This window comes from Streptomyces sp. NPDC126497 (assembly GCF_040302425.1).
Classification (GTDB): Bacteria; Actinomycetota; Actinomycetes; order Streptomycetales; family Streptomycetaceae; genus Streptomyces.
Genome location: NZ_JBEORT010000002.1, coordinates 235,818 through 261,994 on the forward strand (window position 1 = coordinate 235,818; position 26,177 = coordinate 261,994).

Consider the following 26,177-nt stretch of genomic DNA (forward strand, 5'->3'; position numbering starts at 1 on the left):
CCCCGCCGGGAGCACGGGATCCGGGCGCCCCGGTGCGCGGGGGCCGGCGCGTCGTCGGGAGGGCGGGGAACCGCGCGTCCCCTTGAGCGCGCGGGGCGTCACCCACGCGGTTCCGCCGCGTGGGTGACGCCCCGCGCACCCGGCGCGGCTCAGCTCAGGTGCGCCCGGACCTCCTCCGCCGCCTCGTCCCCGTACGCCTTGGTGAAGCGCTCCATGAAGTGCCCGCGCCGCAGCTGGTACTCCTGGGTGCCCACGGTCTCGATGACCAGGGTCGCCAGCATGCAGCCCACCTGCGCCGCCCGCTCCAGCGAGACCCCCCAGGCCAGCCCCGACAGGAACCCCGCGCGGAAGGCGTCGCCGACGCCCGTCGGGTCCGCCTTGATCTCCTCCTCCGGGCACCCGACCTCGATCGTCTCCCCGCCGGCCCGCTCGATGCGCACACCGCGCGCGCCGAGGGTGGTGACCCGGTGCCCGACCCGGTCGAGGATCTCCGCGTCGCTCCAGCCGGTCTTCGTCTCGATGAGCCCCTTCTCGTACTCGTTGGAGAAGAGGTAGGTCGCCCCCTCCAGCAGTATCCGGATCTCCTCGCCGTTCATCCGGGCGATCTGCTGGGAGAAGTCGGCGGCGAACGGGATGCCCCGCGAACGGCACTCCTCGGTGTGCCGGAGCATGCCCTCCGGGTCGTCCGCGCCGATGGAGACCAGGTCGAGGCCGCCCACGCGGTCGGCGACGGTCTTCAGCTCGATCAGGCGGGCCTCGCTCATCGCGCCCGTGTAGAAGGAGCCGATCTGGTTGTGGTCGGCGTCCGTGGTGCACACGAAGCGGGCGGTGTGCAGGGTGTCGGAGATGCGGACGGACTCGGTGTCGACGCCGTGCCGGTCCAGCCAGGCCCGGTATTCGTCGAAGTCGAAGCCGGCGGCGCCGACGAGGATCGGGCGGGTGCCGAGCTGGCCCATCCCGAAGGCGATGTTCGCGCCCACGCCGCCCCTGCGCACGTCGAGGTTGTCGACCAGGAAGGACAGCGAGACCGTGTGCAGCTGGTCCGCGACGAGCTGGTCGGCGAAGCGCCCGGGGAAGGTCATGAGGTGGTCGGTGGCGATGGAGCCGGTGACTGCGATGCGCACGGCGTGGATTCTCCTGGGGGAGGCGGTTTGACACTTCACGCTACCGGTTGGGGGCGATCCGTAGAAGCAGCCGAAACTACCCGATAGTAGATCTTTCTTCGTGACCTTCGGCGTGCGTACGGTGCCGACATGACGAACCTCAGGGCCCCTGCCCCCTCCCCGGCGGATCTCGAAGGCGGCCTGGCGTCGCTGCGCGGCGACTGCGCCCGGATGGCCCCCCACTGGGCGGCCCCCGGCCGGGCGACCGCCCCGCCGGTCCCCCCGTCCGCGATCCACGGCGTGACCGTGCCGCCCGGCTCGGCGCGGCTGCTGGAGGCGATGTCGGAGTACGGCGACTGAGCGGGCGCCGGCCGGCCCGGCGCTCCCGGGGAACCGTGCGCTCCCCCACTGCGTCCCATCGCTGTCCCCCGTGCAGGGGATGCGGGATACGACCCGCCGGCAGTCCCGGCACGACCGGGAAGGGGTCCTTCCAGGACAGCTGCGCAGCCGAAGGAGCGATGCGGTGAACACCGAGCGACCCGACAACGACGACGAGGAGCGCGCCACCCCGGGTGGCGGGGCCGGCTCCGGGGGCGCTTCGGGGGAACGGGAGCGCCGGGAGCCGGCGGCGGCCGGCGGGGCGGGGGCCGGGGAAGCGGCGGCCGGTGACGCCGGACGTCCCGCCGGTTTCGGGCCGGACGGGGCGTCGCCGTCCCGGCGGCGTTCGCCCGCACTGGTCGCCTCCGTCGCCGCCGCCGTGCTGGTGGTCGGGGGCGGCGGGGCCTACCTCGCCGCCGGTGCCTCCGGTGGCCCCGGAGACGGTACGGCCGCGGGGGCCAACGGCGACGCCTCTCCCCCGCCGCTCGTCCTCGACGGTCCCTCCGGGGACGCCCACGGGATCGCGCCCGGCGAGCCCAACCCCTACGGAGCCGTCTACCGCGCCGACGGCCCGCTCCCCGAGGGTCCCGGTACGGCGCCGGTGTACCACGCCCGGGGACAGGTCGCCGAGGAACGGGTGGTGGCGCTGGCGAGGTCCCTGGGACTGGCGGGCACGCCGGTCGCGGAGGGCGGGGCCTGGCGGATCGGCGGCCAGGACGGTTCCGGGCCCACGCTGCGGGTGGACCGGCAGGCCCCCGGGGCCTGGACGTTCAGCCGGAGCACCCCGGGCACCGACAACTGCAAGGGGGCGACGTGCTCGGTTCCCCCCACGGGCGGTCCGGTGGTGAGCGAGGCCACCGCGCGGAAGGCCGCCGCGCCCGTGCTGAAGGCGGTGGGCCAGGACGACGCGAAGCTCGACGCGAGCCGGATCACGGGCGGCAAGCGGGTGGTGAACGCCGATCCCGGGGTCGGCGGGCTGCCGACGTACGGCTGGGCGACCGCGGTGACCGTCGGCGCCGGGGGCGAGGTGGTCGGCGGCAACGGCCGGCTCGCGGAGCCCGTGAAGGGGGACGCCTATCCCGTGGTGGGGGCCGGTGACGCGCTGAGGCTGATGAACGAGGCGTCGGGCTCCGGGCGGCGCGCGGAGCCCGACGCCTGCGCCACTCCCGTGCCGCTGGAGGACGGGTCGCGGGGGCCGTGCGCCCCGACGGCGGCGCCGAAGGGCGACACCGTCACGGTCGGCGACGCGGTGTTCGGGCTGGCCTCGCACTCGGTGGACGGGCGGCCGGCCCTCGTGCCGTCCTGGCTGTTCGAGGTGCGCCCCCGGGGCGCGGGGGACGCCTTCACGGTGACGTATCCGGCGGTCGACCCGGAGTTCCTCGCCCCGCGGGCGCGGTCCGGGGAGGCGAGCCCGGAACCCACCGGACCCGGTGACGGGCCGGCCGCGGCGCCGTCCACCCGCGATGTCGACGTCGAGGGCTACACCGCCGAGGGCGACGAACTGACCGTGATCTTCACCGGCGGTGTGTGCGCCGACTACGGGGCGACGGCGCGCGAGAGCGACGGCCGGGTGACGGTGCGGGTGACCGAGACCCCCTGGCCGGACACGGTGTGCATCCTGATCGCCAAGCAGTACCGGCAGACGGTCCGGCTGGACGCGCCGCTCGGCGGCCGCGAGGTGGTGGGGACGGACGGCGAGCCGGTTCCGCTGCACAAGGAGGGCGCCCGGCTGCCGGCGCCGCCCACCCGGTAGCACCCGGGCGGAAAGGCCCGAAGGCGGCGGCCCCTCGGGAGGGGCCGCCGCCTTCGTCCTGTGCCGTCCGGGACCGGGCCCGGCTCAGCTGAAGGAGTCGCCGCAGGCGCAGGAGCCGGTGGCGTTCGGGTTGTCGATCGTGAAGCCCTGCTTCTCGATGGTGTCGACGAAGTCGATGGTGGCGCCGCCCAGGTACGGGGCGCTCATGCGGTCGGTGACGACCTTCACACCGTCGAAGTCCTTCTCCACGTCGCCGTCGAGCGAGCGCTCGTCGAAGAAGAGCTGGTAGCGCAGGCCGGAGCAGCCGCCGGGCTGGACGGCGACACGCAGGGCGAGGTCGTCACGGCCTTCCTGGTCGAGCAGGGCCTTGACCTTGGACGCGGCGGCGTCGGTCAGGACGATGCCGTCGGTGACGGTGCTGGTCTCGTCCGATACGGACATCTACATCTCTCCCGGGTTGTACGGAGACTGCTTGCCGACGGTTGCAACCGGCGGGACCGCGGATTCATTCCGGGCCGGGCGCGTGTCTTCCTCGCCTCCCTCCTCATGCTCGCACACGCGGTGCGGAGCGGAAACCGCCTCTCGCGGGCCCTTCGGGGAGGGGGCCGCCCCCTGCCGGGATTCACGTCACATGGACGTTATGGCCGTCGTCAAAGTGACGTGAACCGGTTATGATAGATAGCGTCATTTCGACGAGAAGTCGCCAGAACAGAAAGGGTGCGTGTCGTGACCACCGCCCAGACCCAGGAGCTCGACGTACAGCCGACGCCCCTCGCCCTGCTGCTCCTCGGCCGTGAGGCCGACCCGAGGAGCGAGCGCGGTGTGGAGTGCCCCGGCGACCTCCCCTCGCCGTCCGACCCGGACCTGGTGGCGCGCGCCCGCGCCGCCAAGGAGAAGCTCGGGGACAAGGTCTTCGTGCTCGGCCACCACTACCAGCGCGACGAGGTCATCCAGTTCGCCGACGTCACGGGCGACTCCTTCAAGCTGGCCCGGGACGCGGCCGCCCGGCCGCAGGCCGAGTACATCGTCTTCTGCGGTGTGCACTTCATGGCGGAGTCCGCGGACATCCTCACCGGCGACGACCAGAAGGTGGTCCTGCCCGACCTCGCGGCCGGCTGCTCCATGGCGGACATGGCCACCGCCGAGCAGGTCGCCGAGTGCTGGGACGTGCTGACCGAGGCCGGGGTGGCCGAGCAGGTCGTCCCCGTCTCCTACATGAACTCCTCCGCCGACATCAAGGCCTTCACCGGCAAGCACGGCGGCACCATCTGCACCTCCTCCAACGCCAGGCGGGCCCTGGACTGGGCCTTCGAGCAGGGCGAGAAGGTGCTGTTCCTGCCCGACCAGCACCTGGGCCGCAACACCGCGGTGCGGGACATGGGGATGTCCCTGGAGGACTGCGTCGTCTACAACCCGCACAAGCCGAACGGCGGGCTGACGGCGGACGAGCTGCGTGCCGCGAAGATGATCCTGTGGCGCGGTCACTGCTCGGTGCACGGCCGGTTCAGCCTGGACTCGGTGAACGACGTGCGCGAGCGCATCCCGGGTGTGAACGTGCTGGTGCACCCCGAGTGCCGGCACGAGGTCGTGGCCGCCGCGGACCACGTCGGCTCGACGGAGTACATCATCAAGGCGCTGGAGGCGGCCCCGGCCGGCTCCAAGTGGGCCATCGGCACCGAGCTCAACCTCGTGCGGCGGCTGGCGAACCGTTTCGCGCCCGAGGGCAAGGAGATCGTCTTCCTCGACAGGACGGTCTGCTTCTGCTCCACCATGAACCGCATCGACCTGCCCCACCTGGTGTGGGCGCTGGAGTCGCTCGCCGAGGGCAACCTGGTGAACCGCATCGAGGTCGACAAGGAGACGGAGGCGTTCGCGAAGCTGGCGCTGGAGCGGATGCTGGCCCTTCCGTAGACGGACCGTCCCCGCGGGGCACGGCATGACGCAGGCCCCCGCCGCAAGCACCTTCCGGTGCCGGGCGGGGGCCTGTGTCGTGCCGGGGCCTCAGGCCTGTGCCGGGGCGGGCTCCTCCGAGCCCTTCCCCTGCGCCGCCGCGTCCCTCTTCGCCGCCCGCTTCTTCGCGCGCCGCTCCTTGCGCAGCTCCAGCATCGCGTAGAGCGTCGGGACCAGGAGCAGGGTCAGCAGGGTCGACGTGATCAGACCGCCGATCACCACCACGGCCAGTGGCTGGGCGATGAAGCCGCCCTCGCCGGTGACGCCCAGCGCCATCGGGAGCAGGGCGAAGATGGTCGCCAGGGCCGTCATCAGGATCGGCCGCAGACGGTGGCGGCCGCCCTCCAGCACGGCCTCGACGACGCCGTGGCCCTGCCTGCGGTACTGGTTGATCAGGTCGATCAGCACGATCGCGTTGGTGACCACGATGCCGATCAGCATCAGCATGCCGATCATCGCCGGGACGCCCATCGGGGTGCCCGTGACCAGCAGCAGGCCGATGGCGCCGGTCGCCGCGAAGGGGACGGAGACCAGCAGGATCAGCGGCTGGGCGAGCGACCGGAAGGTGCCGACCAGCAGCATGAAGACGATCGCGATCGCGGCCAGCATCGCCAGGCCCAGGTTGACGAACGCCTCGTCCTGGTCCTCGGTCACGCCGCCGATCTCCGCCGTCGCGCCCGCGGGCAGCTTCAGCCCGTCGATCTTCTTCTGGAGGTCCACGCCCACCGCGCCGGTGTTGTCACCGGTCGGCTTCGCGGTGACGGTGGCCGAGCGCTGGCCGTCGATCCGGGTCATGGAGACAGGGCCGTCCACCACCTCGACGGTGGCGACGTCGCCCAGCTTCACCGGGCCCAGGCGCAGGTTCCTCAGCTCGTCCACGGTGGTGGCCGGCTTCGCCGAGCGGATGACGACGTCGCGCTCGGTGTCGTCCAGGATCGCCTTGGCGACCGGGGTGCCGCGCACCGACTGGGCGACGGCCCCGCCGAGGGTCTGGTCGTCGAAACCGGCCTCGGCGGCCTTGTCGTTGGCCTTCACCGAGATACGGGGCACGCTCTGCGCCAGGTCGCTGGTGACGTCCGTGACGTCGTCCAGGGAGGCCACCGCGTCGCGGACCTGGTCCGCCGCCTTGCGCAGCGCCTGCGCGTCGGCCGCCTTGACGACGACGCTCAGGTCCTGGCTGCCGAAGCCGTCACCGGCCGCGACGGTGGTGGTGCCGATGCCGTCGAGCCCGTCGAGGCCCTTCTCCAGGGCGTCCGTCACGTCCTCGGAGGACGCGTCGTCCTCCAGCATCACCTGGTACGTCGCCTGGTTGGTGTCGGTACCGCCGCCGAAGGCCGCCATCCAGCCGGACGAGCCGATGGTCACCTGGTGGTCCTTGACGCCCTCGGTGTCCTCGAGCAGCTCCTCGACCTTCTTGGCCCGGGCGTCGGTCGCGGCCAGGCTGGTGCCGGGCTCCAGCTCCTGCCGGACGGTGAGGACCTGCTGTTCGCCCGCGTCGAAGAAGTTGGTCTTCAGCAGCGGCGCCATGGCGAAGGTGGCGATCAGCACGACGACCGCGATGGCCACGCTGGTCAGCCGGCGCCGGGTGGCGAAGCGCAGCACCGGCACGTAGACGCGCTGGAGACGGCTCCTGGCCTCCTTCTCCTCCGCGATCCGGCGCGCCTCCTCGGCGTCCTCCGGGGTGCCCTTCGGTGCCCGCAGGAACCAGTACGACAGGACGGGCACGACCGTCAGCGACACCAGCAGGGACGCCAGCAGCGCCGCCGTGACGGTGAGGCTGAAGGAGCCGAACAGCTCGCCCACCATGCCGCCGACCAGGCCGATCGGCAGGAACACGGCGACCGTGGTGAGCGTCGAGGACGTCACCGCGCCGGCCACCTCGCGCACCGCGTTCATGATCGCCGACTGGCGCTCCTCGCCGTAGCCGAGGTGCCGCTTGATGTTCTCCAGGACGACGATGGAGTCGTCCACGACCCGGCCGATGGCGATGGTCAGCGCGCCCAGCGTCAGCATGTTCAGCGACAGGTCGCGCGTCCACAGCACGATCAGGGCGAGCACCACGGACAGCGGGATGGAGACCGCCGTGACGAGGGTGGAGCGGACCGACGCCAGGAAGACCAGGATCACCAGGACGGCGAAGAGCAGACCGAGCGCGCCCTCGGTGGTCAGGCCCTCGATGGCCTTGGCCACGGCCGGGCCCTGGTCGCTGACGACGGTCAGGGTGGCGTCGTCGCCCAGGTCCTCGCGCAGCTCGGGAAGCTTGTCCTGGACGGCGTCGGAGATGGCGACGGCGCTGCCGTCGTGGTCCATCGTCGCCATGACGGCGAGGCTGGGCCTGCCGTTGGTGCGGGTGAGGGAGTCGGCCCTGGCCTCCTCCTCCGTCACGGTGGCGACGTCACCGAGGCGGACCGGCTCGCCCTTGCCGGGCTCGCCGGTGACCATCAGGTCCTCGATCTGCTTCAGCGAGGTGAAGCCGCCGCCGACCTGGACGGTGCGGTTGGCACCGTCCTCGTCGAAGGAGCCGGCCGGGACGGTCGCGCCGCCGGCCTGGAGGGCCGTCGACAGCGACTGCGAGGTGAGGCCGGCCTTCGCCAGCTGCGCCTCGTCGGGGGCGACGGTGACCTGGACGTCGCGCACGCCCTCCACCGAGACCTGGCCGACGCCGTCGATGCCCTCCAGCGCGGGTACGACGGTCCGGTCCAGCTCGTCGGCGAGCGCCTGCTGGTCCTTGTCGGAGGTGACCGCGAGCACCACGGTCGGGATGTCATCGGTGGAACCGGCGACGACCTGCGGGTCGACGTCGTCCGGGAGGCGGGCGCCGGCCCGGTTGACGGCCTGCTGGACGTCGGCGACGAGCTGCTGGGTGTCGTTGCCGTAGTCGAAGGACGCCATGATCACGGCGTTGCCCTCGCTCGCCGTCGAGGTGACGCCGGAGATGCCGTCGACGGCCTCCAGGCTGTCCTCGATGGGCTCGACGACCTGCTTCTCGACCACGTCCGGGGAGGCGCCCTGGTACGGGGCGATCACGGACACCATGGGCAGTTCGATGGTCGGCAGCAGCTGCTGCTTGAGCTGGGGTATCGCGATCGCCCCGAAGACGAGCGCGATGATCGACATCAGTCCGATCAGCGCCCGTTGCGCGAGGCTGAATCTGGACAGCCAGGACATGGTCAGGGTCTCTTTTCCGTGGATCGGCGGAAGTCCGGAGGGCGGGCGCGCGCGAGTGGGCGCCCGCTCTACACCCTGGGGCATCGGCGGGGGCCGATCCGTAGGCCCGAGGTCCCATCCCTCGTGCGGCGCCTACTCCCGCCGCAGTACGCCCCGCGGGGCTCACTCCACCCTCGGACGGACCAGCCCCGACTCGTAGGCGATGACCACCAGCTGGGCCCGGTCGCGGGCGCCCAGCTTGGCCATGGCCCGGTTGACGTGGGTCTTCACGGTCAGCGGGCTGACCTCCAGGCGTTCGGCGATCTCGTCGTTGGAGTGGCCGCCGGCCACCTGGACCAGCACCTCGCGCTCGCGCACGGTGAGCGAGTCCAGTCTCCCGGCGCGGTCCGGGTCGTGGTCCGCCTCGGACGTGCCCTCCTGGGCGAGGAAGCGGGCGATCAGGCTCTTGGTGGCCGCCGGGGACAGCAGGGCCTCCCCCTGGGCGGCGATCCGGACGGCGTTCAGCATCTCGTCGGGCTCGGAGCCCTTGCCGAGGAAGCCTGCGGCACCGGCCCGCAGCGACTGCACCACGTAGTCGTCGACCTCGAAGGTCGTCAGGATCACCACCCGGACCCCCGCGAGCTCCGGGTCCGCGCCGATCATGCGGGTGGCGGCGAGTCCGTCGGTGCCGGGCATCCGGATGTCCATGAGGACGACGTCGGCGCGCCGCTCCCGGGCCAGCCGGACCGCCTCCGCGCCGTCGGACGCCTCGCCCACCACCTCCATGTCCGGCTCGGAGTCGACGAGCACCCGGAAGGCGCTGCGCAGCAGCGCCTGGTCGTCGGCGAGCAGGACACGGATCGTCATACGGGCTCCAGCGGCACGGTGGTCACGGTCGGCCGTCCCCGGCCGCGGGCGTGCGGGTCTCGACGGGCAGGATCGCATGGACGCGGAAACCGCCGCCGTAGCGGGGGCCGGTGGTGAGGGTGCCGCGCAGCGCGGTGACGCGTTCGCGCATGCCGAGCAGCCCGTGCCCGCCGCCGGGGGCGGGGCCGAGGTCCTCGCCGGCGCCGTCGTCGAGGACGGTGATCTCGATGTGGGGTCCGACGCGTACGACGCTGACCTCGGCCCGCGCGTCGGCGCCGGCGTGCTTCTGCACGTTGGTCAGGGCCTCCTGGATGATCCGGTAGGCGGCCAGGTCGACGGCGGCGGGCAGGTCGGTGCCCTCGTCGCCGCGGGCGACCTCGACGCGCAGTCCGGCGCTGCGGAAGGTGCCGGCGAGTTCGTCGAGGCGGTCCAGGCCGGGCGCGGGTTCGGTGGGGGCCTCCGGGTCGCCGGACTGGCGCAGCAGGCCGACGGTGGCCCGCAGCTCGCCCAGCGCGGAGCGGCCGGCCGCGCGGACGTGGGCGAGGGCCTCCCTGGCCTGGTCGGGCCGCTTGTCCATGACGTGGGCGGCGACCCCGGCCTGGACGTTGACCAGGGCGATGTGGTGGGCGACCACGTCGTGCAGATCGCGGGCGATGCGCAGGCGCTCCTCGGCGACCCGGCGGCGGGCCTCCTCCTCACGGGTGCGCTCGGCCCGTTCGGCGCGCTCCCGGATGGCCCGGACGAAGGCGCGGCGGCTGCGGACGGCGTCCCCCGCGGTGGCGCCGATGCCGGTCCAGGCGAAGATCGCCAGGTTCTCCTGGGCGTACCAGGGCAGGGGGCCGACGGCCATCGCGGTGCCGGTGAGGACGGTCATGGTGAGCAGGCCGATCCGCCAGGTGGTGGGACGGTCGGTGGTGGAGGCGACGGTGTAGAGCGCGACCACGGCGCACATGGCGACGGGGGCCCGGGGGTCGCCGGTGACGGACTCCACGACGGAGACGCCCGAGGCGAGGGCGAGCACCGTGCGGGGGGCGCGGCGGCGGAGGACCAGCGCCGCGGCGCCGAGGGTCATGAGGACCAGGCTGAGGAGGTCGGGGGTGCGCAGGCCCCAGGTGACGCCCTGCGGACCGTGGGGTTCGACGAGGGAGCCGGCGACCATGCAGGCGAGGACGCCTGCCGCCAGGGCCCCGTCCAGCGCGAAGGGGTGTGCCCGTGCTCGGCAACGGGCACGGGTCAGGGTGCTCACGCGTGTTCACCTTCCGGGGGCTGCGCCCCCGGCCCCCCTCCGGCCCTGGACGGGCCCTGTCCTGCGGGGCCGGACGGGCCGGACCGTCACGTACCGGGGATCAGGCCGTCGTCGCTCAGGAGGCCTCGGACCTCCTCGAGCGTCGCGTCCGGGGACGGGAGGATCAGGTCGGAGGGCTCCAGGGAGTCGTCCGGCAGGGGGTCGCCGAGTTCGTGGACCTTGGCCAGCAGCGCCCTCAAGGTCGTGCGGAAGCCCGGCCCGTCGCCGTTCTCCATCTCGGCGAGGAGTTCCTCGTCCAGCTCGTCCAGCTCGGCGAGCCGGCTCTCGGCCAGCCTCACCTGCCCCTCCCCCATGATCCGTACGATCATGTCGCCCTCCTCGGCGTGGGCTACTGCTTGTCGAAGCGCGGGGTGTCCTGCGGCTGCTGCCGCGCCTGTGTCCGGTCCTGGTCCTGGCCCTGGCCGCCCTCGATGGCCTGCCGGTCGGCGGAGCCGCCGCCGGCCAGTTCGGCCTTCATGCGCTGCAGCTCCAGCTCCACGTCCGTACCACCGGAGAGTCGGTCCAGCTCGGCCTGGATGTCGTCCTTGTGCATCCCGGAGGGGTCGTCCAGGGCGCCGGAGGCGAGCAGTTCGTCGATCGCGCCGGCCCGCGCCTGGAGCTGGGCCGTCTTGTCCTCGGCCCGCTGGATCGCCAGTCCCACGTCGCCCATCTCCTCGGAGATGCCGGAGAAGGCCTCGCCGATCCGGGTCTGCGCCTGGGCGGCGGTGTACGTGGCCTTGATGGTCTCCTTCTTCGTGCGGAAGGCGTCCACCTTGGCCTGGAGGCGCTGGGCCGCCAGCGTGAGCTTCTCCTCCTCGCCCTGGAGCGTGGCGTGCTGCGTCTCCAGGTCCGTCACCTGCTGCTGGAGGGCGGCGCGGCGGGAGAGCGCCTCACGGGCCAGGTCCTCGCGGCCCAGCGCGAGCGCCTTGCGGCCCTGCTCCTCCAGCTTGCCCGACTGGGACTGCAGCTGGTTGAGCTGGAGCTCCAGCCGCTTGCGCGAGGTGGCCACGTCGGCGACACCGCGACGGACCTTCTGGAGCAGCTCGAGCTGCTTCTGGTACGAGTAATCGAGGGTCTCGCGCGGGTCCTCGGCCCGGTCAAGGGCCTTGTTCGCCTTCGCGCGGAAGATCATCCCCATACGCTTCATGACACCGCTCATGGGCTTCGCGCGCCCCCTTCTGACCGATCCGGCTCCAGCACCTGCGACAGAACCCACAGTACGGGCCCTGCTTCCATTACCGCACTGTTCGGGGACGGATGCGCTCATCCCCAAGGACGACTGGGCACCCTCCCGATCCGGCGCAGGGAGGAGAGTGGTCCCCGGGTCCGGCCGGACCGTCCGGGGACCCGCACGGCGTCCCCTCCGTCCTTGGAGACGTCCGGTGTTGCCGGATCGTTCCCCGGGGGGCTGTGGTCCAACCCCGGCCACCCCTTACCCTTGGGTTTTGTGTTCCGTAGCCGCGCCAAGGAAGAGAAGGCACCGGACGCCGACAAGGCGACGGTGACCGACTCCAAGCAGACCCGTCATCCGGAGGCCCCGAAGGGCCGCCCCACGCCCAAGCGCAGCGTGGCCCAGTCCCAGCGCCGCAGCGTCGCCAACACGTCGCTGTCGCGCAAGGACGCCGCCAAGCGCCAGCGCGAGGAGCGCCGTGCCGCGCTGGAGCGCCAGCGCCAGGCGCTGGCCAGCGGCGACGAGCGCTATCTGCCCGCTCGCGACAAGGGACCGGTGCGCCGGTTCGCGCGCGACTACGTGGATTCGCGGTTCAACATCGCGGAGTACTTCCTGCCGATGGCCGTGATCATCCTGGTGCTGAGCATGGTCCAGGTGCCGCAGCTGCAGAACGTGGCGCTGCTGCTGTGGCTCGTGGTGATCGTGATGATCGTGCTCGACTCGATCGTGACCGGGTTCCGGCTGAAGAAGCGGCTGGCGGAGCGCTTCCCCGACACCAACCGGCGCGGCGCCGTGGCCTACGCGCTGATGCGCACGCTCCAGATGCGCCGGCTGCGGCTGCCCAAGCCCCAGGTCAAGCGCGGGGAGCGGCCCTGAGCGTCACGTCGTCCACGGACGGCACGGCCCCGGATCCGCCGGGCGGGCCCGGCGGTCTGCGCGATGTCGTCCGGGAGGAGCTGGTGGCCCGCCAGCTGGAGGAGCAGATAGTCGGGCGCTTCCCGGTGGGGCGGCGGCTGCGGGTGCTCGACGTGGGCATGGGCCGGGGGACACAGGCGCTGCGCCTGGCCCGGGCCGGTCACCAGGTGACCGGCATCGAGCAGGACGCGGCGATGATCGCCGCCGCGCGGGAGGCGTTCGCCGGGGAGCCGGAGGGCATCCGGGAGCGGATGCGGATCATCCGGAGCCACGCCGGCGACACCGGTGTGCACTTCCTGCCGGGCAGTTTCGACGTCGTGCTGTGTCACGGCGTGCTCATGGACGTCGAGGAGCCGGACGCGCTGCTGGCGGGGATGGCCCGCATGCTGGCGCCCGGTGGACTGCTGTCCCTGCTGGTGCGCAACGGCGACGCGCCGGCCATGCGGTCCGGTCTGCGCGGCGACTGGGCCGGGGCGCTGGCGGCCTTCTGCACGACGGCGTACGGGCTGAAGAGGCTGACGTCGACGCTGGCGGGGATCGGGGCGCCGTTGCACACCTGGTACGGGGTACGGGTCTTCACCGACACGGCGGCGGACGGCGCGGCCGTTCCGGACGATCCGGAGACCCTGCTCGCGGTCGAGGAGCGGGCCGGCCGCACGGACCCCTACCGGGGGGTCGCCTCGCTGCTGCACCTGTGCGGGGTCCGGGGCTGAGACCTCGGCGGCGGGCACCCGGCCCCCGCCGCCCCCCGCGCCCCTCGGGGGCGGGGAGGGGCGGCGGGCGGGGAGTCCTCCGCCCCGCCGCCCACGGGGCTCACGCCCCTTCCACGTCCGCTTCCGCGTCCACGTCCGCATCAGCATCCGCATCCGCGTGCAGGCTCATCGGGCCGTAGATCTCCGTGCCGTCCTCCAGAAGCCGCACCTGGTCGGCACCGCCTTCCAGGAGGGCCTTCCACTGCTCCCCGATCCAGGACTCGGCGTCCCCCTGCGTGGGGAACTCCTCCGGCGGCACCGCGGGCTCGACCTGCGTCCCGTCGGCCTTCTCGAACCGCCACGTCCATGCCGCCATGTACGCCTCCCAAGAGTGTGATCACACCGGACCCAAAGCGTAGTCGGACGGGCAGGCGCCATGGGCGCGGGTGAGAATCGGGGGCGTGGAACTGACTCTGCTCGGCACCGGTGCCCCGGCGGGACTGCCCCGCCCCGACTGTCCCTGCGCCGCGTGCGCGACCGCGCTCGGAGCGGACGCGCGGGCGGCCACCTCGCTGCTCGTGGACGGGGTGCTGCTGCTCGACCTGACGCCGGGCACCGTGTCCGCGGCCGCCCGCGCGGGCCGTTCGCTGGGCGACGTGCGCCAGGTGCTGCTGTCGCATCCGCACGACGGCCCCGCGGTCGAGGTGCCGGACGGGCTGCCGCAGCCGGGACGGGTGCCGGACGGGCGGGAGTTGACGCTGCTGACGGGACACCGGGTGCGGGCGGTGGCACTGGACGCGCCCGGCACCGGGTACGCGGTGACCGGCCCGGACGGGCAGCGGCTGCTGTACCTGCCGCCCGGCGGGGCGCCGGCCGGTCTCGAGGAGCCGGCCGAGCCGTACGCCGTGGTGCTGCTGGACGCCGTGGGGCGGCCGGACGCGCTGGCGAGGCTGCGGGAGGTGGGGGCGGTGGCCCCGGACACGGAGGTCGTCGCCGTCCACCTGGACCACGACGTGCCGCCGGGCGCGGAGTCGCGGCGCCGGCTCGCGGCGGCCGGGGCGCGCGCCGTACCGGACGGGACCACGCTGGAGGCGGGCGCCCGCCGGGAGGCGCCCGGCGTACCGCGGCGGACGCTGGTGCTGGGCGGGGCGCGCTCGGGCAAGTCGGTGGAGGCCGAGCGGCGGCTGGAGTCGTTCCCCGAGGTGCTGTACGTGGCGACCGGCGGGTCCCGGGGCGGCGACACCGAGTGGGCGGCGCGGGTGTCGGCGCACCGGGAGCGGCGGCCGGGGTCGTGGCGGACCGCGGAGACCTGCGATCTGGTGCCGCTGCTGAAGGACGACGGGCCGCCGCTGCTGGTCGACTGTCTGTCGCTGTGGCTGACGGACGCGATGGACGCCGTGGGGGCGTGGGACGACGCGGAGTGGGCGGACGGCGGGGAGCGGGCGCTGCGGGAGCGGGTGCGGGCGCTGACCGACGCGGTGCGCGAGACGCGGCGGACGGTGGTCGCCGTGTCCAACGAGGTCGGCTCGGGCATCGTGCCCGCCACCGCGTCCGGCCGCCGTTACCGGGACGAACTCGGGCGGCTGAACGCGGCGTTCGCACAGGAGTGCGAACAGGTGCTGCTGGTGGTGGCGGGCCAGGCGGTCGTGCTGCGGGGGTGAGGTCCCGCGGTGCCGCTACGGCTTCGGCTTGCGGGCGATGATCCGGTAGGCGTTGGCGAACGGGGTGCGGCGCACCACGGGCGCGAGGGCGAGGTCGGTCACCGCCGCCGCGACCACCAGCGGGCCGCCCGCGCGGAGCAGCGTCGTGCGCAGGTGCCGCTGGAACGGGGTCGGTGGTACGGCGCGCCAGGGGGTGTCCGGGGCGGGCAGCGCGTGGGAGAGGGCGAGGGCGGTCAGTCCCGCCAGGTCGTGCGGTACGTGCGCGGCGCGGTGCCCGGCGGTGACGACGGCGCAGCCGCGTTCCTCGAGCTCCGCGCGGAGGTTGTGCCGGGGCAGCAGGTGCGGTCGGCGGGGCTGGTCGTAGGGCAGCCACCAGCGGCCGAACAGGGCGGCGAAGGCACAGCGCGGGTCCAGCGCCTCGATGAGCAGATGGCCGCCGGGCCGCAGGGCGTCGAGGGCCGCGCGGAGTTCCGCGCGGGGGTCGGTGGTGTGTTCCAGGTGGTGGAGCAGGCTGACCACGTCGTAGCGGCCGGCCAGCCGGGCCAGGACCCGTGGGTCGGTCAGCGGTCCGATGTGGGCCTCCTCGACGCGACCGAGCGCGCGGGCCCTCTCGACGCGCGCGGTGAGGTCGGTGCCGTCGAAGGCGGTGTACGGGAAGAACTCCCGCGCGGTCTGCGGGAAGCGGCCGAGTCCGGTGCCGACGTCCAGCCAGCTCTCCGGTTCGCCGAAGGGGAGCATCGCGCGGGCGGCGCTCCGGCGGCGGCTCCGTGCGGCGTGCAGGGCGAGGACGCGCTCGGTGGCGGGGTCCCGGGGGGCGCCGCGCACGGTCCGCCGGTGGAGGGCGAGGCCCTCGGCGGTGAGGCGCGGGTTCTGGAAGGTGTGGCCGCAGTCCCGGCACTCGTCGACGGTGAACAGGCCCGGCCGGTGCCGCCGCAGATCGCCCGTCCTCAGCCGGTTGCGCAGCCGCGCGGAGCCGCACCAGGGGCAGTCCTCGCGGCGCGGCTCGTGCACCCGGGCGGAACCGTGGGGGGCGGGGACCGCGCGGGGCGGGTCGGTTGCGGACATGGGCGGCTCCCGGCGTGAGGGCGTACGGCACTCGGGTGACGCGACGTACGGGACGGGTGGGACGGACCGCCGGATGTCCGGCGATCCACGGCAGAACGGTACGTACGGGAGGGCGTCACGGGGTGGACCGGCGCCGGGGTGGCGTGGTGGGTGTGAAGCCCCGCACGCGAGGCCGACCGGTGCGCCGTCGCGTGCGGCCGGGGGCCGGTACTGTTCGGCGAATGAGCTCGCTTAATCTCGACGACTTCACCGATCTGATCGAGCGTCCGGACGGCGGGGTGCGCCGTGACGCGGAGGCGCGCCGGGAGCGTCAGGCCGTGCCGCCCGGAGCGCTGGGCCGCCTGGACGATCTGGGTGAGTGGCTGGCGGCGGCGCAGTCCGCGGTGCCGGTGCGGCCGATCGAACGGCCGAAGGTCGTGCTCTTCGCCGGCGATCACGGGGTCGCCCGGCTGGACGTCTCCGCGCGGGCCGCGGGCAGCGCCGTGGAGTTGGTGCGGGAGGTCCTGGAGGGCGGCCGTCCGGTGTCCGTGCTCGCCCGGCGGCAGGGGGTGCCGGTGCGGGTGGTCGACATGTCCCTGGACTGCGCTCCGGAGTCGCTGCCCGAGGACGTCGTGCGGCACCGGGTGCGGCGGGGCAGCGGGCGCATCGACGTCGAGGACGCGCTGACCCCCGAGGAGGCGGAGGCGGCGTTCCGGGCCGGGGCGGCCGTGGCCGACGAGGAGGCCGACTCCGGTACGGATCTGGTGGTGCTCGGCGATGTGAGCGTGGGCGGGACCACCGCGGCGGGCGTGCTGGTGGCCGCGCTGTGCGGGACGGACGCGTCGGTGGTGACCGGGCGCGGCGGGCTGGCGATCGACGACCTGGCGTGGATGCGCAAGTGCGCGGCGATCCGTGACGCGCTGCGGCGGGCGCGGCCGGTGCTCGGGGACCAGCTGCGGCTGCTCGCGGCGGTCGGCGGGGCGGACCTCACCGCGATGACCGGGTTCCTGCTGCAGGCGGCGGTGCGGAAGCTGCCGGTGGTGCTGGACGGGGTGGTGACGGCGGCGTGCGCGCTGGTGGCGCAGCGGGTGGCGTTCCGGGCGCCGGACTGGTGGGTGGCGGGGCACGCGAGCGGGGAGCCGGGGCAGGCGAAGGCGCTGGACCGGATGGCGCTGGAGCCCGTGCTCTCGCACGGTGTCACGGTCGGCGAAGGGGTGGGCGGTCTGCTGGCGCTGCCCCTGGTCCGGGCGGCGGCCGCCCTGGCGGCGGAGCTTCCGGAGGTCCCGGCGAAGCCGGAGTGACGGCGGCGGTCCGCGGGCCCGCGGGTCCGCGGGGTCACCCCCGTTCCAGGGGGCGCGGAGGCGTCGGGTCCGGTTTACCGCCGAGCCAGTCCTCCAGGGCCCGGCGGGGGCCCGACCAGCGGCGGTCGTGCCGGTAGGCGCGCAGGATCGCCCGGGCCCTGGCGCGCGGCCGGCGGCGGTAGAAGCGCCGGGCCCACAACGACCCCGGCCGGGCCAGCCGCAGCGAGCCGATCACGGCGACCACCGGGACGATCACGCCGAAGACGGCGACCCGCGCCTTGCCCTTACTCAACGCGATCAGCGCGAACAGGAAGTTCACACCGACGCTCGCCGCCGCCCCCACGCGGTTCTGGAGCTCCTCCCGCGACAGGTCGTTGACCCCGAACGGCGCGAACCCCGCCAGCAGCAGCCCCACCAGCGCGGCGGTGAGGACCACCATCTCCACGCTCTGGCGTCCCGCCTCGGTCCAGTACACGTCGTCGAGGTGCAGGACGAGCGCGAACTCGTCCAGGACCAGCCCCGCGCCGACGCCGAAGAGCACCGCGGCGAAGGCCGCGCCCGGCCCCTCCCCGCCGCTCGCCACCGCGCCGAAGCCGCCGATCACGGTGAGGAGGACGCCGGGCACCACGTGGTGGATGTGCACCGATCCCGCCGTGACGTTGCCGAAGGGCCCCTTACCGGCCCGGATCAGACGGGTGATGACCCGGGTGACCACGAAGGTGAGGACGAAGGCGGCGAGCGCGAGGAGCAGCGGAAGTTTGCCCGGCTCGACGATGTTCCGGTCCAGCCAATGTCCCATAAGGGCACTTTATCCATGGCGGCCGCGGAGGCCCGGGTGACCGCCGGGTAATCTGCGCCGGTGCCCGCACCCTCCTCCGAGCCCTCCGTCCCCCTCGGCGACGGCCTCCGCTTCGCCTTCGGCACCCTCACCGTGTTCCCGGTCCGGGTCGCCCGCTGGGACCGGCCGGCCGCGCGCGCCGGCATGCTGTGCGCCCCGGCGGCCGGCCTGGTGGTCGGCGCCCTGGCCGCCGCCGCGGGACTCCTGCTGCTGCTCCTCGGCGCGGGCGCGCCGCTCGCCGCCGTCGCCACGGCCGCCGTGCCGGCCGTCCTGACCCGGGGGCTGCACCTCGACGGGCTCGCCGACACCGCGGACGGGCTCGGCAGCGGCAAGCCCGCCGGGGACGCGCTGCGGATCATGAAGCAGTCGGACATCGGCCCGTTCGGTGTGCTGACGCTGCTGCTGGTCCTGCTGGCGCAGGTGGCCGCACTGGCGCAGGCGTACGGCCAGGGCTGGGCGCGGGGTGCGTTCGCCGCCCTCCTGGCGGCGGTCGTGGCGCGGCTGGCGCTCACCCTGGCCGCCCGCGCCGGTGTGCCGCCCGCCCGGCCGGAGGGGCTGGGCGCGGCGGTCGCGGGGGTGGTGCCGGCGCCGGGCGCGGCGGCCGCCGCGTTCGCGGTCACCGGGCTCGCGGCGGCCGGTGCCGCGTCCCTGGGCGCCCACGACGTCCTGCGGACCGTGCTCGCGGTGGGCCTGGCCGTCGCCGTCGCCGAACTGCTGCTGCGGCACTGCGTCCGCCGTTTCGGCGGGGTCACGGGCGACGTGTTCGGCGGGCTGGCGGAGACGGCGGCGACGACCGTGCTCGTCGTGTCCTCGCTGGGCTGATACCGCCCCGGGAGACAGGGGGTCATTCCCGGGTGAGGAGGGCGACGACCGCCGTGCCCGCGCCGCTCGCCACCGCCACGACCGCCAGGGCGACGCAGCGCGCCCTGAGCTGCCGGTAGCGGGCCTCGTACTCGGTGCGCAGCTCGGCCGCCCGTTCGCAGATCCGCACCAGGGTGGCCCGGGAGAGGGCGATCCGGTCGGCCCGGTACACGCGCTCCACCTCTTCGCGCTGCGCGGTCGTCAGCCACGGCAGCTCCCCGGCGAACCGGTCGGCCTGCCGCCGGGCCTCCTCGACCTCGGCGGCCCACAGGAGGTGGCCCTCGAGCCGGGCCAGGCCGAGGGCGCTGTCCTCGCGGGGGTTCACCTGCTCCTCCACGTTCCGGGCCGTGCTCTCATCGCTGCTTGTCGCCGGGGGCGATGGTCGCGGAGGCCTCGGGATGGTTCTCGAGGTCGTCCAGCGCGGCGATGTCCGGGTGGTGCAGGTCGAACGCCGGGGACTCGCTGCGGATCCGCGGCAGCGTGGTGAAGTTGTGCCGCGGCGGCGGGCAGGAGGTCGCCCACTCCAGGGAGCGGCCGTAGCCCCACGGGTCGTCGACGCCGACCGGCTCGCCGTACTTGGCCGTCCTCCAGACGTTGTAGAAGAACGGCAGCATCGACGCGCCGAGCAGGAACGAGGCGATCGTGGAGACCGTGTTCAGCCCGGTGAAGCCGTCGGACGCGAGGTAGTCGACGTACCGGCGCGGCATGCCCTCGGCGCCCAGCCAGTGCTGGACCAGGAAGGTGCCGTGGAAGCCGACGAACAGCGTCCAGAAGGTGATCTTGCCGAGGCGCTCGTCGAGCAGCTTGCCGGTGAACTTCGGCCACCAGAAGTGGAAGCCGGCGAACATCGCGAACACCACGGTGCCGAAGACCACGTAGTGGAAGTGCGCGACGACGAAGTACGAGTCCGTGACGTGGAAGTCCAGCGGCGGCGAGGCCAGCAGGACGCCGGTCAGACCACCGAAGAGGAAGGTGACGAGAAAGCCCAGCGCCCACAGCATCGGCGTCTCGAAGGAGAGACTGCCCTTCCACATGGTGCCGATCCAGTTGAAGAACTTCACGCCCGTCGGCACCGCGATCAGGAACGTCATGAAGGAGAAGAACGGCAGCAGCACCGCACCGGTGGGGAACATGTGGTGCGCCCACACCGTCGCCGACAGGCCCGCGATCGCGATGGTCGCGCCGACCAGACCCATGTAGCCGAAGATCGGCGTACGGGAGAAGACCGGGATGATCTCGGTGATGATGCCGAAGAACGGCAGCGCGATGATGTACACCTCGGGATGGCCGAAGAACCAGAACAGGTGCTGCCACAACAGCGGTCCGCCGTTGGCCGCGTCGAAGATGTGCGCGCCGAACTTGCGGTCCGCCTCCAGGGCGAAGAGCGCGGCGGCGAGGACCGGGAAGGCGAGCAGGACCAGCACACTGGTCAGCAGCACGTTCCAGGTGAAGATCGGCATGCGGAACATCGTCATGCCGGGCGCGCGCATGCAGATGATCGTGGTGATGAAGTTGACCGCGCCCAGGATGGTGCCGAAACCGGAGAACGCCAGACCCATGATCCACAGGTCGTCGCCGATGTTCGACGAATAGTGCGAGGTCGACAGAGGGGTGTAGGCGAACCAGCCGAAGTCGGCCGCCCCGTTGGGGGTGCCGAAGCCGGAGACCGCGATCAGCGAGCCGAACAGGTACAGCCAGTAGGCGAACATGTTCAGCCGCGGGAACGCCACGTCGGGCGCGCCGATCTGCAGCGGCATGATCCAGTTGGCGAAACCGGCGAACAGCGGCGTCGCGAACATCAGCAGCATGATCGCGCCGTGCATCGTGAACGACTGGTTGTACTGCTCGTTCGAGAGGACCTGCAGACCCGGCCGGGCCAGCTCGGCGCGCATCGCCAGCGCCAGGAGTCCGCCCAGCACGAAGAACCCGAACGACGTCGTCAGGTACAGCGTGCCGATCGTCTTGTGGTCCGTGGTCGTCAGCCACTTCACCACGAGGTTGCCGCGCCGCTGGCGCCTGACCGGCAGCTCGTCCTCGTAGGACTCCTCGTGGAGTGAGCCCACTGTGCTCTTGTCCGCCACTGTCCAAGTCCTCCTATGGGCCCGGGGAGTGTTCCGAAAGCAGCATGACGGGAGGATTCCCCCCCTTCACCCCGAACAGGACGTCGTGGCGCACTTTCCACTCGGCAATCGGGTGACACCGGTTCTCCACCGCCGTGTCACCGGACCGGAACGATCTCCCCGTCCCCCTGTGGCCCCGCGGCCCGCGCCGCCGGCCCGGGCCGCCGGACAGCCAGAACAACGGGGGACGTCGATGCCGGCTTTCCGTCGTGCCGCGGCCTGGTCCGTCGACTTCGCGCTGGTGGTGGCGCCGGCGTCGGTGCTCGCGGTGCTCACCTTCCACCGCGTGTCCGCCCTCGTCACCGACGTGCCCGAACTCGCCACTCGCGGCGGCTTCGACCTGCTGACCTCGCGCGGTGACGTGGCCGGCGCCTCCGGGAGCCTCGGCCTGGCCCTGTGGGACACGTCCGTGCTGTACGTCGAGCAGGCCTTCGGACTGCCGGTCGCCGTCACCTTCCTCCACCAGTGGGCGTGCCCGGCCCTGTTCGGGCGCACCGTCGGCAAGGGGCTGACCGGGCTGCGGATCGCACCGCGCGGGCCCGGCCCGGCGGCCCGCCGGGCGGCGGTGACCACGGCGGCGGACGTCGCCGTCCACGCCGTGGCCCGCGTGCTGCTGATCGAGGGACGGTTCGCGCTGTCCGTGCTGGTGTGGGCGGTCGCGGTGGCCCTGTTCCTGTTCAACGCGCTGCCCGTGCCGGGCCCCGGCCGCCGCTCCCTCGCCGACCGGGTGGCGGGCACCTCGGTGCCCTCGGTGACGGGACCCGGCCTCGGCGGGCCCGACGCCGCGCGTCCCGTCCGCGCCCTGTGAACCGCCGCCGCCCCCGGGTGGGCGGCGGGTCCCGGAACACGGCCGCGACGGCACGGCGGGGCGGACACCCGTGGGAAGGAGCGAACGCCCGCACACGCGTAGGCTCGTGCCGAGTGTCCGCCGCCCGGGGACGACCCCGACGGTGCCGCGCCCGCAGGTCGCGACTAGGGTCGGCCGCCGGGCCCGGTCGACCCACACCCTTCGGCCACAGCAACTTCACATCGGAAGCGAGATTTCACCACCGTGACTGCTCTCACTCTCAGCACCGCCGCGATCCCCGGTCTGCGGACCGACGCGATCGTGATCGGTGTCGCCAAGGGCTCCGCGTCGAAGCCCGGGGGTCCCGTCGTCGCACCGGGCGCCGAGGCCGTGGACCAGGCGTACGACGGCGGCCTCGCCGGCGTCCTGGAGACCCTCGGCGCGTCCGGTGCCGAGGGCGAGGTGACGAAGCTCCCCGCGCCGGCCGGCTTCAAGGCGCCGCTCGTGGTGGCGGTGGGCCTCGGCGCCCGGCCCGAGAAGGACGCCGGTTACGGCACCGAGGCGCTGCGCAAGGCGGCCGGTGCGGCCGCCCGTACCCTCGCCGGCACCAAGAAGGCCGCCTTCGCCCTGCCCCTGACGGACGCCGCCGACGCCGGCGCGGTCGCCGAGGGCGTGCTGCTGGGCGCGTACTCCTTCGACGCCTACAAGGCCAACGGCGAGGACGGGAAGAACGGCAAGGCGCCGCTCGCCGAGGCCGCGCTGCTCGGCGGCAAGCCCCGCGACAAGGCGTACAAGGCCGCACTCGAACGGGCCACCACCGTCGCCGAGGAGCTCAACCGCGCCCGCGACCTGATCAACACCCCGCCGAACGACCTCAACCCCGAGGCGTTCGCGGCCATCGCCCAGGCGGCGGCCAAGGAGCACGGCATCAAGGTGCAGGTGCTCGACGAGAAGGCCCTGACCAAGGGCGGTTACGGCGGCATCCTCGGGGTCGGCGCCGGTTCGGCGTCGGGCCCGCGGCTGGTGAAGCTGTCGTACACCTCGTCCAAGGCGAAGAAGCACCTCGCGCTGGTCGGCAAGGGCATCACCTACGACTCGGGCGGCATCTCGCTGAAGCCGGCCGGTCACAACGAGACGATGAAGTGCGACATGAGCGGTGCCGCCGCCGTGTTCGCCGCGGTCGTCGCCGCCGCGCGCCTCGGCCTGGAGGTCAACGTCACCGGCTGGCTGGCGCTGGCCGAGAACATGCCGTCCGGCTCGGCGACGCGCCCGGGCGACGTGCTGCGCATGTACAGCGGCAAGACGGTGGAGGTGCTCAACACCGACGCCGAGGGCCGGCTGGTCCTCGCCGACGCGCTGTGGGCGGCCTCGCAGGAGAAGCCGGACGCCATCGTGGACGTCGCGACGCTGACCGGCGCGATGGTGCTGGCGCTGGGCAGCCGCACGTTCGGGATCATGGCGAACGACGACGCGTTCCGCTCCGCGGTCCACGAGGCGGCGGAGGAGGTCGGTGAGCCGGCGTGGCCGATGCCGCTGCCGGAGCACCTCCGCAAGGGGATGGACTCGGCCACCGCCGACATCGCCAACATGGGTGAGCGGATGGGCGGCGGGCTGGTCGCCGGTCTGTTCCTGCGCGAGTTCGTGGGCGAGGGGATCACCTGGGCGCACCTGGACATCGCCGGGCCGGCGTTCAACGAGGGCGGGCCGTTCGGTTACACGCCCAAGGGCGGGACGGGCTCGGCCGTCCGGACGCTGGTGCGGGTCGCCGAGCTGGCGGCTTCGGGGGACCTCGGCTAGGAGCGCCTGCTCATCCGGGGGCGCGGGGAGCCGTGCGGCCGCGAGTGCGTCGTGGCCGATCGCGCGGCTCCCCGTGCTCCGGGGACCGTCCTCCCGTCGGCCTCCGGGGAACGTGGGGTGTATCACACCACGGCCCGGCGTCTCGTTCGGGTTCCGCAAGTGCGAAGATGGGGCTCGGCAGGACAGGGCCCCATCCAAGGGCCGAGAACATAGAGCGGCCGGACACCAGCCGCCGACCGGTCACTGGAGACCGGCGTGGCGCACATGCATGGAGGACGTGACGTGGCGAACGACGCCAGCACCGTTTTCGACCTAGTGATCCTCGGCGGTGGCAGCGGCGGCTACGCCGCGGCCCTGCGCGGGGCACAGCTGGGCCTGGACGTCGCCCTGATCGAGAAGAACAAGCTCGGCGGCACCTGCCTGCACAACGGCTGCATCCCCACCAAGGCCCTGCTGCACGCGGGCGAGATCGCCGACCAGGCCCGCGAGAGCGAGCAGTTCGGCATCAAGGCGTCCCTCGAGGGCGTCGACATGGCGGGTGTGCACAAGTACAAGGACGACGTGATCGCCGGCCTGTACAAGGGCCTGCAGGGTCTGGTCGCCTCCCGCAAGATCACCTACATCGAGGGTGAGGGCCGGCTGTCCTCCCCCACCTCCGTCGACGTGGGCGGTCAGCGCGTCCAGGGCCGCCACGTCCTGCTGGCGACCGGCTCCGTGCCGAAGTCGCTGCCGGGCCTGGAGATCGACGGCGACCGGATCATCTCCTCCGACCACGCCCTCGTCCTGGACCGCGTGCCGAAGTCCGCGATCATCCTGGGCGGCGGCGTGATCGGCGTCGAGTTCGCCTCCGCGTGGAAGTCCTTCGGCGCCGACGTCACGATCGTCGAGGGCCTCAAGCACCTCGTCCCGGTCGAGGACGAGAACAGCTCCAAGCTGCTGGAGCGCGCCTTCCGCAAGCGCGGCATCAAGTTCAACCTGGGCACCTTCTTCCAGAAGGCCGAGTACACCCAGGACGGCGTCAAGGTCACCCTCGCCGACGGCAAGGAGTTCGAGGCCGAGGTCCTCCTCGTCGCCATCGGCCGCGGCCCGGTCTCGCAGGGCCTGGGCTACGAGGAGCAGGGCGTCGCCATGGACCGCGGCTACGTCCTGGTCGACGAGTACATGCGCACCAACGTGCCCACCATCTCCGCCGTCGGCGACCTGGTCCCGACGCTCCAGCTCGCGCACGTCGGCTTCGCCGAGGGCATCCTGGTGGCGGAGCGCCTGGCCGGTCTGAAGACCGTCCCGATCGACTACGACGGCGTCCCGCGGGTGACGTACTGCCACCCGGAGGTCGCCTCCGTCGGCGTCACCGAGGCCAAGGCCAAGGAGATCTACGGCGCGGACAAGGTCGTCTCCATCAAGTTCCCCCTCGGGGGCAACGGCAAGAGCCGGATCCTGAAGACCGCGGGCGAGATCAAGCTCGTCCAGGTCAAGGACGGTGCGGTGGTCGGCGTCCACATGGTCGGCGACCGTATGGGCGAGCAGGTCGGCGAGGCCCAGCTGATCTACAACTGGGAGGCGCTGCCGGCCGAGGTGGCCCAGCTCATCCACGCCCACCCGACGCAGAACGAGGCGCTCGGCGAGGCCCACCTGGCCCTGGCCGGCAAGCCCCTCCACATGCACGACTGACGCCTTCCGTCACCGGGCGCGACGACACAGACTTCCGCACTTCCAAAGGAGCAACCGAAACCATGGCGGTTTCCGTAACCCTTCCGGCGCTCGGCGAGAGCGTCACCGAGGGCACTGTCACCCGCTGGCTGAAGGCCGAGGGCGAGCGCGTCGAGGCCGACGAGCCGCTGCTCGAGGTCTCCACCGACAAGGTCGACACCGAGATCCCCGCCCCCGCCTCCGGCGTGCTGTCCTCCATCAAGGTCGCCGAGGACGAGACCGTCGAGGTCGGCGCCGAGCTGGCGCTGATCGACGACGGCAGCGGCGCCCCCGCCGCCGAGCAGGCCCCCGCCGAGCAGGCCCCCGCCGCCGAGCAGGCCGCCCCGCCGGCTCCCGCCCCGGAGCCGCAGGCCCAGCCCTCCACCGAGCAGCCCGCCCCGGCCCCGGCGCCCACCGCCGAGGCCGCCGCCGGCGGCGGCTCCGCCCAGGGCACGGACGTGGTCCTGCCCGCGCTCGGCGAGTCCGTCACCGAGGGCACCGTCACCCGCTGGCTGAAGTCGGTCGGTGACACCGTCGAGGCCGACGAGCCGCTGCTGGAGGTGTCGACGGACAAGGTCGACACCGAGATCCCCGCCCCCGCCTCCGGCACGCTGCTGGAGATCGTGGTCGGCGAGGACGAGACGGCCGAGGTCGGCGCCAAGCTCGCCGTCATCGGCGAGGCCGGTGCCGCGCCGGCCGCCGCTCCCGCCCCGGCCGCCCCCGAGGCCCCGGCGCAGCCCGCGCCCGCCCCGGCCCAGGCCGCTCCGGCTCCCGCTGCCCCGGCGCCGGCTCCCGCCGCTCCGGCTCCGCAGCAGGCC

Annotated in this window: 24 protein-coding genes; 12 read left to right on the forward strand and 12 right to left on the reverse strand. The window is 73.4% G+C overall.

Going from position 1 to position 26,177, the window contains the following annotated elements; genetic code table 11:
* Positions 1-149 precede the first annotated feature (149 nt).
* Positions 150-1,124: a carbohydrate kinase family protein gene (locus tag ABTY20_RS02235; protein ID WP_351995112.1), complete on the reverse strand. Its 975-nt coding sequence runs from the start codon at positions 1,122-1,124 to the stop codon at positions 150-152.
* Between the two features lie 129 nt (positions 1,125-1,253).
* Here ABTY20_RS02235 and ABTY20_RS02240 point away from each other — a divergent pair, with 129 nt between their 5' ends.
* Positions 1,254-1,463 (forward strand): hypothetical protein, encoded by a 210-nt coding sequence (locus tag ABTY20_RS02240; RefSeq protein WP_351995113.1) that lies wholly within the window; start codon positions 1,254-1,256, stop codon positions 1,461-1,463.
* Between the two features lie 163 nt (positions 1,464-1,626).
* Positions 1,627-3,234, forward strand: coding sequence for a hypothetical protein (locus ABTY20_RS02245; RefSeq protein ID WP_351995114.1), 1,608 nt, complete (start codon positions 1,627-1,629; stop codon positions 3,232-3,234).
* Positions 3,235-3,318: 84 nt separating this feature from the next.
* On the opposite strand, the gene erpA is transcribed toward ABTY20_RS02245, so the two are convergent.
* A complete protein-coding gene (gene erpA, locus ABTY20_RS02250; protein WP_019756460.1) occupies positions 3,319-3,675 on the reverse strand; it encodes an iron-sulfur cluster insertion protein ErpA in 357 nt (118 codons plus the stop codon).
* A gap of 285 nt (positions 3,676-3,960) precedes the next feature.
* Between erpA and nadA the strand changes: the two genes are divergently transcribed.
* A complete protein-coding gene (gene nadA / locus ABTY20_RS02255) occupies positions 3,961-5,145 on the forward strand; it encodes a quinolinate synthase NadA (RefSeq protein ID WP_351995115.1) in 1,185 nt (394 codons plus the stop codon).
* A 90-nt stretch (positions 5,146-5,235) separates the two neighbouring features.
* On the opposite strand, the gene ABTY20_RS02260 is transcribed toward nadA, so the two are convergent.
* The 5 genes from ABTY20_RS02260 to ABTY20_RS02280 form a co-directional block, all read right to left on the reverse strand.
* Positions 5,236-8,352: an efflux RND transporter permease subunit gene (locus tag ABTY20_RS02260; RefSeq protein WP_351995116.1), complete on the reverse strand. Its 3,117-nt coding sequence runs from the start codon at positions 8,350-8,352 to the stop codon at positions 5,236-5,238.
* Between the two features lie 162 nt (positions 8,353-8,514).
* Positions 8,515-9,198: a response regulator gene (locus ABTY20_RS02265; protein WP_351995117.1), complete on the reverse strand. Its 684-nt coding sequence runs from the start codon at positions 9,196-9,198 to the stop codon at positions 8,515-8,517.
* Between the two features lie 22 nt (positions 9,199-9,220).
* The gene (locus tag ABTY20_RS02270) at positions 9,221-10,444 is read right to left on the reverse strand and encodes a sensor histidine kinase (RefSeq protein WP_351995118.1); all 1,224 of its coding nucleotides are present in this window, start codon (positions 10,442-10,444) and stop codon (positions 9,221-9,223) included.
* An 86-nt stretch (positions 10,445-10,530) separates the two neighbouring features.
* Positions 10,531-10,812, reverse strand: coding sequence for a PspA-associated protein PspAA (gene pspAA, locus ABTY20_RS02275; RefSeq protein WP_351995119.1), 282 nt, complete (start codon positions 10,810-10,812; stop codon positions 10,531-10,533).
* Between the two features lie 20 nt (positions 10,813-10,832).
* Entirely contained in the window at positions 10,833-11,621 is a 789-nt protein-coding gene (locus ABTY20_RS02280) for a PspA/IM30 family protein (RefSeq protein ID WP_351995138.1), read from the reverse strand.
* Between the two features lie 231 nt (positions 11,622-11,852).
* Between ABTY20_RS02280 and ABTY20_RS02285 the strand changes: the two genes are divergently transcribed.
* Together ABTY20_RS02285 and ABTY20_RS02290 are read left to right on the forward strand one after the other, a co-directional pair.
* Complete coding sequence (locus tag ABTY20_RS02285; RefSeq protein ID WP_351995120.1) at positions 11,853-12,530, forward strand: DUF3043 domain-containing protein; 678 nt, start codon at positions 11,853-11,855, stop codon at positions 12,528-12,530.
* An 83-nt stretch (positions 12,531-12,613) separates the two neighbouring features.
* Positions 12,614-13,282 (forward strand): methyltransferase domain-containing protein, encoded by a 669-nt coding sequence (locus ABTY20_RS02290; RefSeq protein WP_351995121.1) that lies wholly within the window; start codon positions 12,614-12,616, stop codon positions 13,280-13,282.
* Between the two features lie 100 nt (positions 13,283-13,382).
* Here ABTY20_RS02290 and ABTY20_RS02295 read toward each other — a convergent pair whose 3' ends face one another.
* Complete coding sequence (locus ABTY20_RS02295) at positions 13,383-13,637, reverse strand: hypothetical protein (RefSeq protein ID WP_351995122.1); 255 nt, start codon at positions 13,635-13,637, stop codon at positions 13,383-13,385.
* A gap of 85 nt (positions 13,638-13,722) precedes the next feature.
* Between ABTY20_RS02295 and ABTY20_RS02300 the strand changes: the two genes are divergently transcribed.
* Positions 13,723-14,922: a bifunctional adenosylcobinamide kinase/adenosylcobinamide-phosphate guanylyltransferase gene (locus tag ABTY20_RS02300; protein WP_351995123.1), complete on the forward strand. Its 1,200-nt coding sequence runs from the start codon at positions 13,723-13,725 to the stop codon at positions 14,920-14,922.
* Between the two features lie 15 nt (positions 14,923-14,937).
* Here ABTY20_RS02300 and ABTY20_RS02305 read toward each other — a convergent pair whose 3' ends face one another.
* Complete coding sequence (locus ABTY20_RS02305; protein WP_351995124.1) at positions 14,938-15,987, reverse strand: methyltransferase domain-containing protein; 1,050 nt, start codon at positions 15,985-15,987, stop codon at positions 14,938-14,940.
* 221 nt (positions 15,988-16,208) lie between these two features.
* Here ABTY20_RS02305 and cobT point away from each other — a divergent pair, with 221 nt between their 5' ends.
* The gene (gene cobT / locus ABTY20_RS02310) at positions 16,209-17,267 is read left to right on the forward strand and encodes a nicotinate-nucleotide--dimethylbenzimidazole phosphoribosyltransferase (protein ID WP_351995125.1); all 1,059 of its coding nucleotides are present in this window, start codon (positions 16,209-16,211) and stop codon (positions 17,265-17,267) included.
* Positions 17,268-17,301: 34 nt separating this feature from the next.
* Here cobT and ABTY20_RS02315 read toward each other — a convergent pair whose 3' ends face one another.
* Positions 17,302-18,066, reverse strand: coding sequence for a hypothetical protein (locus ABTY20_RS02315; protein ID WP_351995126.1), 765 nt, complete (start codon positions 18,064-18,066; stop codon positions 17,302-17,304).
* 60 nt (positions 18,067-18,126) lie between these two features.
* On the opposite strand from ABTY20_RS02315, the gene ABTY20_RS02320 reads away from it, so the two are divergent.
* Positions 18,127-18,927, forward strand: coding sequence for an adenosylcobinamide-GDP ribazoletransferase (locus ABTY20_RS02320; protein ID WP_351995127.1), 801 nt, complete (start codon positions 18,127-18,129; stop codon positions 18,925-18,927).
* A 22-nt stretch (positions 18,928-18,949) separates the two neighbouring features.
* Here the strand turns inward: ABTY20_RS02320 and ABTY20_RS02325 are convergent, their stop codons facing one another.
* Both ABTY20_RS02325 and ctaD read right to left on the reverse strand, forming a co-directional pair.
* Complete coding sequence (locus tag ABTY20_RS02325) at positions 18,950-19,291, reverse strand: hypothetical protein (protein ID WP_351995139.1); 342 nt, start codon at positions 19,289-19,291, stop codon at positions 18,950-18,952.
* A gap of 28 nt (positions 19,292-19,319) precedes the next feature.
* Positions 19,320-21,047, reverse strand: a complete 1,728-nt coding sequence (gene ctaD / locus ABTY20_RS02330; protein ID WP_351995128.1) for an aa3-type cytochrome oxidase subunit I — start codon at positions 21,045-21,047, stop codon at positions 19,320-19,322.
* 232 nt (positions 21,048-21,279) lie between these two features.
* Between ctaD and ABTY20_RS02335 the strand changes: the two genes are divergently transcribed.
* The 4 genes from ABTY20_RS02335 to ABTY20_RS02350 all read left to right on the forward strand — a co-directional run.
* Entirely contained in the window at positions 21,280-21,894 is a 615-nt protein-coding gene (locus ABTY20_RS02335; protein ID WP_351995129.1) for an RDD family protein, read from the forward strand.
* A 243-nt stretch (positions 21,895-22,137) separates the two neighbouring features.
* On the forward strand, positions 22,138-23,670 hold the full coding sequence (locus tag ABTY20_RS02340; protein ID WP_351995130.1) for a leucyl aminopeptidase: 1,533 nt from the start codon (positions 22,138-22,140) through the stop codon (positions 23,668-23,670).
* Positions 23,671-23,952: 282 nt separating this feature from the next.
* Positions 23,953-25,341 (forward strand): dihydrolipoyl dehydrogenase, encoded by a 1,389-nt coding sequence (lpdA, locus tag ABTY20_RS02345; RefSeq protein ID WP_351995131.1) that lies wholly within the window; start codon positions 23,953-23,955, stop codon positions 25,339-25,341.
* A 62-nt stretch (positions 25,342-25,403) separates the two neighbouring features.
* On the forward strand, positions 25,404-26,177 hold a 774-nt coding region (locus tag ABTY20_RS02350; RefSeq protein WP_351995132.1), incomplete at its 3' end, for a biotin/lipoyl-containing protein.